General features: G+C 49.7%; 11 protein-coding genes. 8 read left to right on the plus strand and 3 right to left on the minus strand.

Features of this window, described 5'->3' with window-relative positions:
* A partial coding sequence (locus Q0095_RS06770; protein ID WP_297882557.1) for a hypothetical protein occupies positions 1 to 267 on the minus strand: 267 nt, incomplete at its 3' end.
* 302 nt (positions 268 to 569) lie between these two features.
* Between Q0095_RS06770 and Q0095_RS06775 the strand changes: the two genes are divergently transcribed.
* The gene (locus Q0095_RS06775) at positions 570 to 1088 is read left to right on the plus strand and encodes a hypothetical protein (RefSeq protein WP_297882559.1); all 519 of its coding nucleotides are present in this window, start codon (positions 570 to 572) and stop codon (positions 1086 to 1088) included.
* Positions 1089 to 1886: 798 nt separating this feature from the next.
* Here Q0095_RS06775 and Q0095_RS06780 read toward each other — a convergent pair.
* The gene (locus Q0095_RS06780; protein WP_297882561.1) at positions 1887 to 2816 is read right to left on the minus strand and encodes a ribose-phosphate pyrophosphokinase; all 930 of its coding nucleotides are present in this window, start codon (positions 2814 to 2816) and stop codon (positions 1887 to 1889) included.
* A gap of 498 nt (positions 2817 to 3314) precedes the next feature.
* Between Q0095_RS06780 and Q0095_RS06785 the strand changes: the two genes are divergently transcribed.
* Positions 3315 to 3536 (plus strand): hypothetical protein, encoded by a 222-nt coding sequence (locus Q0095_RS06785; protein WP_297882562.1) that lies wholly within the window; start codon positions 3315 to 3317, stop codon positions 3534 to 3536.
* Between the two features lie 73 nt (positions 3537 to 3609).
* Here the strand turns inward: Q0095_RS06785 and Q0095_RS06790 are convergent, their stop codons facing one another.
* Complete coding sequence (locus Q0095_RS06790; protein ID WP_297882564.1) at positions 3610 to 5700, minus strand: DNA polymerase III subunit gamma/tau; 2091 nt, start codon at positions 5698 to 5700, stop codon at positions 3610 to 3612.
* Between the two features lie 93 nt (positions 5701 to 5793).
* Between Q0095_RS06790 and Q0095_RS06795 the strand changes: the two genes are divergently transcribed.
* From Q0095_RS06795 to hemE, 6 genes are all read left to right on the plus strand, one after another.
* Positions 5794 to 6342, plus strand: a complete 549-nt coding sequence (locus tag Q0095_RS06795) for a YajG family lipoprotein (protein WP_297882566.1) — start codon at positions 5794 to 5796, stop codon at positions 6340 to 6342.
* Positions 6343 to 6960, plus strand: a complete 618-nt coding sequence (locus Q0095_RS06800) for a ComF family protein (protein WP_297882568.1) — start codon at positions 6343 to 6345, stop codon at positions 6958 to 6960. It begins immediately after the preceding gene.
* A 50-nt stretch (positions 6961 to 7010) separates the two neighbouring features.
* Positions 7011 to 9743, plus strand: coding sequence for a DNA gyrase subunit A (gyrA, locus tag Q0095_RS06805; RefSeq protein ID WP_297882576.1), 2733 nt, complete (start codon positions 7011 to 7013; stop codon positions 9741 to 9743).
* A complete protein-coding gene (locus Q0095_RS06810; RefSeq protein ID WP_297882570.1) occupies positions 9736 to 10767 on the plus strand; it encodes an aspartate-semialdehyde dehydrogenase in 1032 nt (343 codons plus the stop codon). The genes gyrA and Q0095_RS06810 overlap by 8 nt, the downstream gene beginning before the upstream one ends.
* A gap of 303 nt (positions 10768 to 11070) precedes the next feature.
* Positions 11071 to 11562, plus strand: coding sequence for a YqhA family protein (locus tag Q0095_RS06815; RefSeq protein WP_297882572.1), 492 nt, complete (start codon positions 11071 to 11073; stop codon positions 11560 to 11562).
* Positions 11563 to 11564: 2 nt separating this feature from the next.
* The gene (gene hemE / locus Q0095_RS06820) at positions 11565 to 12611 is read left to right on the plus strand and encodes a uroporphyrinogen decarboxylase (RefSeq protein WP_297882574.1); all 1047 of its coding nucleotides are present in this window, start codon (positions 11565 to 11567) and stop codon (positions 12609 to 12611) included.
* Positions 12612 to 13035 lie beyond the last annotated feature (424 nt).

Here is a 13035-nt window from a genome sequence, read left to right on the forward strand (position 1 = left end):
ACTTCCTTTGTACCAAGCTATACCGGCGATTATAAGTCCCAATAGCCCATTACTGTAACGCCCTCCTCCACGGCTTTCTGCGAAAAAGAGTTTATCTAAATCAAGCCCGGTTAAAACGCCGTAAAAAAATATAAAAGCCATCATCGTAACGGAGAATATCACGATGAAGGAGTTATCGTTTTTGACGCTAAATCCGCCTGCGCTTGTGGTTCGTGCGCCACGGCTGCGAAGGGCGGCTTTGTAGTCTTTGGTAGTAAAAGTAGGCATAAAGCTCCCTTTCTTTCGGGCTTGCGAAACAGCCTATGCGCTTTTAAAGCCCGTTTAAAACGGTGGAATTTTATAAAATTTCAGATCAAATTCGGATTAAATTTCAAATTTGAAGAGGTTTTGAGATTTAAAGAGTTTCAAATTTAAAGGATTTGAAATTTAGCCGCCTAGCTACGCTTAAAATTTACGCTTTCTCTCAAATTTATAAAAATTTCAACGCATAGTGGCACCGAAAGATCGTAAATTTAGCCCGGGCTAAACCCCATTTTTGTATAATTTCATGAAATTTTAAAGGATAGAAAATGAAAAAATTTTTTGCTTTGCTTCTTGCGGCGTTGTTTTTCGCAGGTTGTGGACAGTCTCAACCGAAAGTGCCGATCGCAAGCGCGTATAAATTCAAGGGCATTACCTACCAACACTTCCAAAACCATAATCCGAAAAAATTTGTCTATCAATCGCCGGAAGCAGTCGAGAAAAAGTACAACGAGCAGCTTTTAGCGGCGCTAAAAGAAGCGAACCTACTGGATCAAAACTCTACCGATGAGCTTAAAATTACAATAAAGCACCACAGGGGCTTTACGGGCGAAGCTACTCCGTTTCCTAGCGATAGAATCGGTGGCATAGAGTTTATCTATGAGGTTAAACTAGTAAGAAACGGCCAAATTTTAAGAAGCTACGTGCAAAATGATATCGAGCATTACGATCCGGGATTTTTCGGCAATATGAAAACCATAGCGTTGCAAAATACAGACGATAGCTATGAAAATGCCGCAATTACGGCTCTTGTCAAGCATTTGATGGAGATCATAAAGAAATTTTAGCGGCCAGCTTGGGCGCAATGCACGTGCCCGATGCCGCATTTGACTAAATTATAAATGATTTTGACGCCTTGCTGGCTTTTAAATCGCGGGATTTTAAAAAATCGCTGCGAGCTTGAGTGGTAAAATTTAAAGAAGCGAATTGCTTGAGGGCTACCGATATATCGATAGCCCGTCGCCAATAAGCGGCGGGGCGCTCGATAAGCACGGCATTTTGAGTCTTACAATGCTCTAAAATATAAAAAATTTCGGCGCTAAATTTTAAATGCTTCGGGTGGTCATTTTTGCCGGCGCGTGCTGCGGATTTCGCGGCGAAATTTAAAAACGCAGTTTGCACAATTTAGAGGATGAGAGTTTTGCAGAAGCGCAGCTGCATATACAGACGCGAATGCGCGGCAAATTATCATAAATTTAAAGCGTAGCGGCGCTGCGCGATCTCATCAAATATGCAGAAAATTTTACGGCAAATTTAAAATGCAGTCTCGCGGAATCTAGTGCGGCGGATTATAAAATGCGACTTGCAGCGGTTAATGCGGTAAATTTACTACGCGGTTGCGGTTAAATTTGCCGCCGCGCGGAGTAAATGCTGCGCAGAGGTTAAATTTGCCGCCTAGAAGCTAAATTTCGCGCCGCAGTTAAATTCCCGATAGTCAAATCGCAGCGAGCTCAATGCTGCAAATTTAGAGCCCATAAGCACAAGCGCTTGGCTTGGGCTGCGCTGTGCCTCTTACTGCAAAGCGCCTACTTCGCATTTGCGCGGCTGTCTAAAACAAACCGCGCCGCGTTTTAAATTTTAAAATTTTATTTGAATAAGCTGTTTACGCTCTCGTCGTGATATACGCGCCTGATGACCTCGCCGAAAAGCGGAGCCACGCTGATTACCTTGATGCGGTCGCTTTCCTGCTTTAGCGGGATCGTGTCGGTCACGACGAGGCCGTCCAGCGCGCCGCTTTCGATGCGCTCGTATGCCGGGCCGCTTAGTACGGCATGCGTGCAAAACGCGCTGACGCTCTTCGCGCCCTGGTCTTTAAATGCGCCCGCAGCCTTGACGATGGTGCCTGCGGTGTCGATCATATCGTCGATTAGGATCACGTCTTTGCCCGCGACGTCGCCGATGATATTCATCACTTCGCTTTTATTCGCCTCCTCGCGGCGCTTATCGACGATGACGAGATCGAGCGAGAGCTTTTTAGCGAAGCTTCTGGCGCGCGCGACGCCGCCAACGTCGGGGCTGGCGATGATAGGATTTTTTAAATTTTTCTCTTTCAGGTAGTCCAAAAATATCAGCGAGCCGTAGAGGTTATCGACGGGCACATCGAAAAAGCCCTGTATCTGCCCCGCGTGCAGATCCATCGTGACGACGCGGTCGATCCCCGCCGTCTGCATCATATTTGCTACGAGCTTCGCGCTGATCGGCACGCGCGGGGCTGCTTTGCGGTCTTGGCGAGCGTAGCCGAAGTAGGGCACGACCGCCGTGATCGAGTTCGCGCTGGAGCGCTTCAGCGCGTCGGTTAGGATCAGAAGCTCCATCAGATTGGAGTTTGCGGGCGCGCAGGTCGGTTGGATGACGAAGACGTCCTTGCCGCGCACGCTTTCGCCGATCTGGACGCTGATTTCGCCGTCGCTGAAGGTTTTGATCGCACACTCGCTAAGCGGCAGCGAGAGATATTTGGAGATTTTTTTGGCAAATTCGGGATTTGCGGTGCCGGAGAAAATTTTATATCCGCGCATTTTAATGACCTTTGGATTGAAATTTGCTCGAATTCTACACCAAAAGCGCTAAATTTTAGCTAATTCGCCCGCCACGCCTGCGTAAAATTAATAAGCAAGCATTGCGAACCGCCGTCCATTTGCTGGATAAATTCTTTGAAATTTAAGAGCGGTTCGGCTCGCCGCGGTTTTGATTGGGCAAAATTTTGGCTACGGATTACGGCGCCCGCGAGTGATCGTAGCTCGCGTTTTTGCGCAAGCAGGCGCGCAGATGTGGCTAAAACCGTATCGCAAAATTTGATGAAAGTCTAAGAGAGCGCATCAGGCGGGAGCACGGTACGGCTAAAGTCGTATCGCGGAGGGCATAGTGCGAATAGGCGCGGAATTTTACATTCGCTATGCAAACGCGCAAAATTTTATCTTTAGAGCTGCGGAGAGTGCGTTTAAATTTAAATTTTGAGCTCGCATAGGACAGACTGCGCGGATACTTGGCGCGCTAAATTTAAACTGCCGCGGCGTGTGAATTTTAGATCGCCAGTGCAGTTAAATTTAAAGCCGCTTTGCTTTGGTGAAAATTTAAAGCTCGCTTTGACGATCGAATTTAAAGCTTGGCTTTTAAAGCATGCCCGTGCGCCGCAAAATTTTAAAATTTATCGCGCGACTTTGGTCTGCCATGTAAATTTAGACACCGCCTTTGCGTGCTTAAATTTTAAAATCATGCAGGCTCTCTTCACCGCGTAAATTTCTATATCGTTTTGGCGCGCTTAAATTTAAAATCGCGCGGCGCGGAGATAAATTTAAACCGCAGCGGGCGCTATTCCGTGATTTTGGTGGGCTCGCCGAAGAGTCTATTCATCTCGGAGATTAAAATTTCCTTGCCGTCCTGCGCGCCGTTTGCGAGCTCGGCAAGACCTGCCTTGGCGGCGCGCACGCTCTTGCTCGTATCGCGGGGCTTTGCGGCGTAGTTTTGCGGATCGGTGGATCTTAACAGATCGTCCTTGGGCGGCTGTTTTTCGCCCTCGCTGCTAGCGCCATTTTTTTTCGGTTTTGCCGCTTTTGGTGCGGAATTTTCTTCGGAATTTTCGCTGTCGTTTGAAATTTCATCCTGCTCTGAGTTTGCGGTCCTGCTCGCGCCCAAGTCAGAATTTTGCGCGCCGCTTGTCGTAACGCTAGAATTTTCAAGCGGTTTTGTCGCACTGCCCGCCCCGTCTTTTGCTTTGCCATTCGCCGTGCTATCTACGTTACTAGAGGCGGAATTTTCTGCACCGTTTTGCGTAAAATTTTGCTTCTGCGGCGCACCTTGCTCTATCTTGATGGCCGCGCTCTCGCCGAAAAGCGATTTTAGCACGCTATTGATCGCTCGCGAGCCCTTGCGCAGGTACTCTCTGTCCTGCCCCTGCGCGCGCGAGAGCAGATACAGCGTGCCGCGCTCGAACTTTAAAAATTCCACGCACTTGCTAAATTTCTCGCCCAGATCATAATCGCGGTCGTAAATTTTGGCTAAAAAATTCTCGTAAATTTCATTTTGAGCGCCCGTTTGGACGGAAGAGTTAGAATTTTGCGCCTGCGCCGCCACGCCAGGTTTGATCTCGCCGCCTGCGTCAAGGTTCTGTTTCACTGCACCGCTGGCACCGGAGTTTTGCGCCGTGTTTACGGGACGTTTTGCACTCGTCGTAAAGCTCGGCACGCCGCTTGTCGCGCTACCCTGGTCGCTCGGTGCAAAAGCCGCGCCGTCCGGCTCGCTATTTGGCGCAAATGACGCGCTTTGGTTGGAATTTGACCTAAAATTCGGCGCGGAGCTTTGCGCGTTTAAATTAGGCGCCGAAGCGGAAGCATAGCCCTCGCCTTGATCCAGCGATCTTCCGACCTCTATGAGCTCGTCGATCTCGCGCAGATTTACCGCCTCCATCATCATAAAAATCATCATAGAAATTGCGTAGGTGTTGTCCGGGCTGATGGCGAGCATGCTCTTAGCGCCCGCTAAAATGCGGAAAAACCGCTCATACATCAACAGGCTAAATTTCGCGTCGCGGCGCAGGAATTTATCCTTTAAATTTGCGATCATCTCGTCGATTATCGTCTCGGCGTTGTAGTTTTCGACCTCTTTGATGATCTCGATCGCGCCCGCGCGGTCCTGGCGCAGCACGACGTCTAAAATTTCGCCGATTTTAGCGTGATCGAGCAAGCCCAGCATATCGGCGATCGCGCGCTGCGTGATGCCTTCACGGCTAAAGATAATCGCCTGATCGAGGAGCGTGAGCGTGTCTCGTAGCGAACCTGAGCCGCTGCGCGCTAGAATTTCGAGCGCGCCCTCTTCGTAAGTGATGTTTTCGGTTTTTAAAATTTGCTCTAGATGCGCTACGACGGCGCTTTTGGCGATCGGCTTAAAGCGAAAGTGCTGCGTGCGCGATAGAACCGTGACGGGAAGCTTGAGCGGATCGGTGGTCGCAAGGATAAATTTTACGTAGCTAGGCGGCTCCTCAAGCGTCTTTAAAAGCGCATTGGAAGCCTCTTTGGTGAGCATATGCACCTCGTCGATGATGAAAATTTTAAAGCGCGCGCTTGCGGGGTGATACTTCGTCTGCTCGATGAGCTCGCGGATATCGTCGATCTTGCGGTGGCTGGCGGCATCCATCTCGATAATGTCGATGTGGCGCCCCTCGTTTGCCATTACGCAGTTATCGCAGATCTCGCACGGCTTGCCGGTGGGGCCTTCGTCGCATAAAAGCGCTTTGGCAAAAATCCTAGCCGTCGAGGTTTTACCGCTGCCGCGAAGTCCGCTGAAAAGATATGCGTGGCTCAGTCTGCTCGAATCCAGCGCGTGCGCGAGGCTTTTGGCGACGGCATCTTGACCGATGAGCTGCTCGAAGCTTTTAGGTCTGTATTTTAAAGCGAGTGCTTGCAAAATTTCTCCTTTGATTCTGCTAATGATACAAAAAAATCTATAAATTTTAAATTTAGTGCTACAATGCGCCCGAATTTCAGAAAAAGGATAAAAATGAAAAAATTTTTACTCGGCGTATTCGCGCTATTTTTTGTCGCCTGCTCGCAAACCAGCAGCGTCATCAGCTTAAATCCGTATCTTTCTAAGGCCGATCAGACCGTAAGCGGCAAGTCGGTAAATATCAACGCGATCAACGACCAGCGCGAAAATCAGATGGTAATCGCCGTTATAAACGACAACGACGGCAAACTCGTCGATGAAGTGCTTTTAAAAAACAATCTCTCGGCGTGGTTCGATCAGGCCTTGCGCGCGGAGCTTGAGGCTCGCGGCGTAAGGATCGATCCTGCAAGCCCGAATATCGTAACCGTAAATATTAGAAGCATCTCGGCGGCGATCAACGGCTACTCGAAGGAAAATATGAGCGCAAGAGGCGAGGTCGCGATCGCGATCGTGCAGGGCAGCCAAACCACTACTAAGCGCGTTTCGCAGGATCAGAGCCAATTTACCGCGCTTCGCACGGCCAGATCGCTTAATCCTTTTGTGCAAAGCTTGCTTGGCGACATCGTCAAAAAATCCGCCGATCAAATCATCTTGACGCTTTAGATGCGCTGCGTAAATTGCGGCGCGTTTAGCCTGCGCACGATCTGCGCCGCCTGCGCCGCAAATTTAGCCGAATGCCGCCTAAGTATGCGGCAGGTGGAGGGCTTTAGCGTGTTTTACTACTACGGCTACTCCGAAATTCGCGAGCTTATACTTTCTAAACATCACGAATACGGCGCTGCGGTGCTTGCGCGCATAGCTTATTTAAGCCTAGCGAAATTCCCGCTTCATCTGCAGCGCGAAATTTCTGCAAATCCGCAAAATTACGAAACGTTTAAAACGGATGGGATTTTTAAATTTAACGCCGTGCCGCTGGATGATGATGCTCGTAGCGGATATTCGCACACGGCGATCTTAGCTCGCGCGCTAAAAAGCGAAATAATCGAGCCTACATTTCACTGCCTGCGCGCGCAAAATCGCGTCAAATACAGCGGGCAGAGTTTGGAATTTCGCCTAAAACACAAGCGAAATTTTAAAATTTTAACCCCGCCGAAATTCCCCGTAATCCTGGTAGATGACATCATCACCTCGGGCCTTAGCATGCTGCAAGCGCGCGAGAGTTTGATCGATGGCGGCTTTATGCCCGTATGCGGCTTGGTTTTAGCTAATGCAAAAGAATAATTCGCTATAATCGCGCTTTAAAATTTAAAAGGATATTTATGCAATCAAATATGTTTGAAAATCAGGAGATCATCGATATCGACGTCGAAGAATCGATCAAGACGAGCTATCTTGATTACTCAATGAGCGTCATCATCGGTCGTGCGCTACCGGACGCCAGAGACGGTCTAAAGCCGGTGCATAGGCGAATTTTATACGCGATGAACGATCTTGGCGTGGGCTCTCGCCAGCCTTACAAAAAATCCGCTCGTATCGTAGGCGATGTCATCGGTAAATACCATCCGCACGGCGATATCGCTGTTTACGATGCGCTCGTGCGAATGGCGCAGAGCTTTTCGATGAGAATTCCTTCCGTCGACGGTCAAGGCAACTTCGGTTCGATCGACGGCGACGGCGCGGCGGCGATGAGGTACACCGAAGCGCGTATGACGCCGCTAGCCGAGGAACTGCTAAAAGACCTGGATAAAGAGACGGTCGATTTTGTACCGAACTATGACGAGAGCTTAAACGAGCCCGATGTCTTGCCTGCGCGCGTGCCGAATTTGCTGCTTAACGGTTCAAGCGGAATCGCCGTTGGAATGGCGACGAATATCCCGCCGCACAGCCTAGATGAGCTCGTAGGCGGTCTTTTGATACTGCTTGAGAATAAAAACGCAAGCCTAGAGGAGATCATGGGCGAGATCAAGGGTCCCGATTTTCCGACCGGCGGCATCATCTACGGCAAAAAGGGGATTATCGAGGCGTATAAAACGGGCAGAGGGCGCGTTAAAATTCGCGCTAAAACCCATATCGAAAAAAAGGCTAGTAAAGACGTCATCGTAATCGACGAGCTACCGTATCAGACCAATAAGGCGCGCCTCATTGAGCAGATCGCAGATCTCGTAAAAGAAAAGCAGATCGAAGGCATCTCTGAGGTGCGCGACGAGAGCGATCGCGACGGAATTCGCGTAGTAATCGAGCTTAAACGCGACGCGATGAGCGAGATCGTACTGAATAATCTATTTAAGCAAACTACGATGGAGGCGACCTTCGGCGTGATAATGCTTGCAATCGACGGCAAGGAGCCGAAGATTTTCACGCTGATAGAGCTTTTGAAACTGTTTTTGAACCACAGAAAAACCGTCATCATCCGCCGCACGATTTTTGAGCTTCAAAAAGCGCGCGCTAGAGCGCACATCTTGGAGGGCTTAAAGATCGCGCTAGATAATATCGACGAAGTGATCGACGTGATTAGAAATTCCGCCGATACCAACGTCGCGCGCGAAAATTTAATGAGCAGATTCGGACTTAGCGAGGCGCAATCGGGCGCGATTTTAGATATGAGGCTAAGCCGCCTCACCGGACTTGAGCGCGAAAAGATCGAGGAGGAACTAAAAGAAATTTTAGCCGAGATAAAGCGACTTGACGCGATCCTAAAGAGCGAGGAGCTAATCGAAGGCATCATCAAAGATGAGCTTTTGGAGATCAAGGATAAATTTAAATGTCCGCGCATCACCGAAATCGTTGATGACTACGAGGATATCGACATCGAAGATCTAATCGCGAATGAAAATATGGTCGTTACGATCACTCACCGCGGCTACATCAAGCGCGTGCCTAGTAAGACTTACGAGAAGCAAAAGCGCGGCGGCAAGGGGCGCGTGGCGGTTACGACGTATGATGACGACTTCATCGAGAGCTTTTTTACGTCCAACACTCACGATACGCTTATGTTTATCACCGACCGCGGGCAGCTTTACTGGCTCAAGGTCTATAAAATCCCGGAGGGCTCGCGCACCGCAAAGGGCAAAGCGGTAGTAAATTTAATCCAGCTCGGCGCAGACGAAAAGATCATGGCGATCATCCCTACGACCGATTTTGATCCGAGCAAGTCGCTCGTATTTTTCACTCGCAACGGCATCGTAAAACGCACGAATTTAAGCGAGTTTAAAAACATCCGCTCGCTCGGCATTCGCGCTATCAGCCTAGATGAGGACGATACGCTAGTAACTGCTCTCATCGCTCCAAATAGCGCCGAGGAGATGCAAAATTACAAAGGAGGTGCCTTAAGCGGCGATGATCTTGACGGCGGCGAGGCTGAGGAAGTTTTAGAGCAGACCGAGCAGGATATTTTGGAGGGAAGCGAGAATGAAATTTTAGATGAAATTTCGCAAGACGAGGGCGCACAAGAGGGCGAGCCGCAAAGCGCTAACGAAAATATGCTCTTCATCGCTACTAAAAAAGGAATGTGCCTTAAATTTAATCTAAATAAAATTCGCCAGATGGGGCGCATCGCTCGCGGCGTAAAGGGGATTAAATTTAAAGAAAAAGGCGACGAGGTCATCGGCGCCGCGTTTATTTTAAGCGATATGCAAGAAATTTTAAGCGTGAGCCAAAAGGGTATCGGCAAGCGCACCACCGCGAGCGAGTATCGCCTCACAAACCGCGGCGGCAAGGGCGTCATCTGCATGAAGCTCACCAACCGCACGGGCGAGCTCATCGGCGTCGTGATGGTCGATGAGGAGATGGATCTCATGGCGCTAACCACCAGCGGCAAGATGATTCGCGTCGATATGCAAAGTATCCGCAAAGCGGGTCGCAACACCAGCGGCGTTATCGTCGTAAATGTCGAGGGCGACGACGTCGTGAGCATCGCGACCTGCCCGAAAGCCGAGGAGGGCGACGAGGGCGAAGCGGATGAGCTTGCACAGGATGAAAATTTATTAAATTCAAATTTAGATAGCAAAGATTCGCAGAGCGACGGCCCTAGCGATGAAATTTTAAAAGGAGGAGAGGATGAGTAGTTACAATATCGCCATCGTAGGCGCTACCGGCGCCGTAGGCGAGGAGATTTTGCGCGTCTTAGACGAGATGAACTTCCCCGTAAAGGACATACTGCCGCTTGCAAGCGCAAAGAGTGCGGGCGAGAAGGTGGAATTCCGCGGCAAAGAATACATCGTGAGGGAGCTAACAGACAGCACCTTCGACGAAAACGAGATCGACATCGCGTTTTTTAGCGCGGGCGGCTCCATTTCGGCGCATTACGTGCCTTTTGCTGCGGCAAGCGGCGCAGTGGTGATCGACAACACGAGCCACTTTCGCATGCAAGAAAATGTCCCGCTCGTAGTGCCCGAGTGTAATCCTCAGGATATAAAGCTATGGGAAGAGACAGGTATCATCGCTAATCCGAACTGCTCAACTATCCAGATGGTTCAAATTCTTAAGCCGCTTGATGACGCGTTTGATATCGAGCGCGTAGATGTAAGCACCTACCAGGCGACAAGCGGCGCAGGTAAAGAGGGTATGAGCGAGCTTGTAGAACAGCTGCAGCAGTTTTTCGCTTTTAAACTTGATGAGTGCGAGCCGAAGGTTTTCCCACATCAGATCGCGATGAATGTCATCCCGCACATCGATGTATTTTTGGACAACGACTACACCAAAGAAGAGATGAAGATGGTGAACGAAACGCAAAAAATTTTGCATAAAAACTTCGCCGTTTCGGCTACCTGCGTGCGGGTGCCGGTGCTGCGCAGCCACAGCGAGGCGATCACGATAAAATTTAAAAAGGATTTCGAGATTAGCCGCGTGCGCGAAATTTTAAAAAACGCGCCTAGCATCGTGCTTGCAGACGATCCGAGCAAAAACGAATACCCGATGCCGCTGCTTTCGAGCGACACGAACGAAACCTATGTCGGCAGGCTTCGCAGGGACAATTTCGACGATAAAATTCTGCATCTTTGGTGCAGCGCCGATCAGATCCGCGTCGGAGCGGCGACAAATGCCGTGCGCATCGCGCTTCGCTGGATCGATATGCAGCAAGACAAGTAGGATAAATTTAGCAGAGTTACCGAGCCTTTGTGCGCGGATACGGTTGCGCGCGCGGTTTCGGCGCGGAAGACCAGCGAATAAATTTGCAAATTGGTCTAGTTAAAATTTAAGACCGCGAGCTGAAATTTTGCGCCTTAACCTGGCGCAAAATTTTAAAGACTCAAACGGACGCGACTAAATGGGGTAAATTTACGCGATTGCAAACGAGCGTAAATTTAAACGAACACTTCGGCATAGAGCGGCTCTTAAATTTATACATTCGTTTGCGGAGCGGCTAATCTCGGATTAAAATTTAAGGAAGAAATGAAAGCTATATTTGAAAAATTTTTACTTTGCAGCAAATTTTTAACCCTCCTGCCAGTGCTTTTTTGCATCGCGGCAGGCGCGGCGATATTTGTGATGGCAAGCTACGAAATCTGTTCGGCGCTCTATAAAATCGTGGAATTTTTCCTAGCCCCGCAGAGCGAGCGAGCGCTTTACGTCGATATTTTAAGCGAGATAATAACGGCGATCGATCTGTATCTGGTCGCTATAGTGCTGCTAATCTTCGTATTCGGAATTTACGAGCTCTTTATCGACGAGTTTGTGGATCTAAATTTACAAGTTTTAAAGATCGCCTCGCTGGATGAGCTGAAGCACAAACTCGGTAGCGTCATCATAATGGTGCTTGTAGTAGATTTTTTCAAGCGAATTTTGCGCACCGATTTTACTACCCCTTTGGATATGCTTTTGCTCGCAGGGGCCATCTTCGCGGTTTGTTTGGCTTTGTATATTTTGAGTAAATTTAAAGGATAAAAATGGTTTTCATCGACGCATGCTTCGGCAAAGAGACCCCATACACGCCCATTTGGATGATGCGCCAGGCGGGGCGCTACCTGCCGCAATACATGGCGGTGCGCGAGAGGGCGGGCGATTTTTTGAGCCTGTGCCGCGACTACCGCGCCGCTAGCGAGGTGACGATCCAGCCCGTGGAGATTTTGGGCGTCGATGCGGCGATCTTATTTAGCGATATTTTGGTCGTGCCGATGCAGATGGGGATGGATCTGCGCTTCGAAGCGGGCGAGGGGCCGAAATTTAGCGATCCGATCCGCTCTCAGGGCGATCTGGCGCGCCTTGATCCGCAAAAGGCCGCAGCGGAGCTCGGATATGTTTATGATACGATCTCGCTTACTCGCTCGCGCCTTGCCGCGGATAAAGCTCTTATCGGCTTTTGCGGCGCGCCGTGGACGATCGCTACCTATATGATCGAGGGCGGCGGCAGCAAAAATTACGCCGTTTGCAAAAGGATGCTCTACGAAAATCCGCAGCTTTTGCATGAAATTTTGCGCCTCGTTACGGAGGCGACGAAGCTTTATCTAACGCGCCAGATCAGCTCGGGCGTCGATGCGGTGCAGATCTTCGACAGCTGGGCGGGCGCGCTGGAGCCGAGCGCGTACGAGGAGTTCGGGTGGCGATACATCCTAGAAATCACGGAATTTTTAAAAGCGAAATTCCCGCATATCCCGCTCATCGTCTTCGCCAAGGGCACGGGCGCACAGATGTCGCGGCTGAGCCGTATCGCGGAGCAGAGAAGCGCGGCGAGCTTTGACGTATGGGGCGTGGATTGGAGCACTCCTATGGGGCTTGCGCGCGAGCGGCTCGGGGATAAATTTGCGCTTCAAGGCAATCTGGAGCCGATGCGGCTATACGACCGCGGCGCGATAGAATCGGGCGTGCGCGAGATTTTAGCGGCGATGAAGGGTGCTGCGCATATCTTTAATCTAGGCCATGGAATTTTGCCCGACGTAAGCGTGCAAAACGCCAAATATCTAGTGGATCTGGTGCACGAGCTAAGCGCGCGCTAAACTGGACTTTGCGATAGCCTGCTTGTGGCGCGCCGCTGTGAAATTTCATAGAGCCGTAGTTTAAAATTTTGTTCGCTTGTGTCGCTTGCTTTGCTTTTGTGCGTTTTTTCCGCTGCCCATAAATTTTAAATTTTGCGCCGCTTTCACGCCGTCAAAACAGCTCGCAAAACGCAAAGCTCTAAATTTTAAATTCTGCGCCGTTTAGTGCAGCGGTATTGCTAAATTTTTAAAACTTAGCCTAAATTTGAAATTTTACGTCGCTTTTACACCGAGCGAGGCTTAAAATTTTACGCGCTATGTATGCAGCGGCGTAAAATACCGCGAGCTTCGAGTTTAAATTTAGCTCGCGCTTTAAATTTATAGCTCGCACGCCCTAAATTTAAGGATAAATTTAAAACTCTAAGTTTAAAATTTTGCCGTAGCG

The sequence above is a fragment of the uncultured Campylobacter sp. genome, assembly GCF_938045535.1.
Classification (GTDB): domain Bacteria; phylum Campylobacterota; class Campylobacteria; order Campylobacterales; family Campylobacteraceae; genus Campylobacter_B.

Coding starts and splice junctions, on each gene's coding strand:
- Q0095_RS06780 (WP_297882561.1), bottom strand. CDS start 2,816: ATGCGCGGATATAAAATTTTCTCCGGCACCGCAAATCCCGAATTTGCC.
- gyrA (WP_297882576.1), top strand. CDS start 7,011: ATGTTTGAAAATCAGGAGATCATCGATATCGACGTCGAAGAATCGATC.
- Q0095_RS06795 (WP_297882566.1), top strand. CDS start 5,794: ATGAAAAAATTTTTACTCGGCGTATTCGCGCTATTTTTTGTCGCCTGC.
- Q0095_RS06810 (WP_297882570.1), top strand. CDS start 9,736: ATGAGTAGTTACAATATCGCCATCGTAGGCGCTACCGGCGCCGTAGGC.
- hemE (WP_297882574.1), top strand. CDS start 11,565: ATGGTTTTCATCGACGCATGCTTCGGCAAAGAGACCCCATACACGCCC.
- Q0095_RS06775 (WP_297882559.1), top strand. CDS start 570: ATGAAAAAATTTTTTGCTTTGCTTCTTGCGGCGTTGTTTTTCGCAGGT.
- Q0095_RS06815 (WP_297882572.1), top strand. CDS start 11,071: ATGAAAGCTATATTTGAAAAATTTTTACTTTGCAGCAAATTTTTAACC.
- Q0095_RS06800 (WP_297882568.1), top strand. CDS start 6,343: ATGCGCTGCGTAAATTGCGGCGCGTTTAGCCTGCGCACGATCTGCGCC.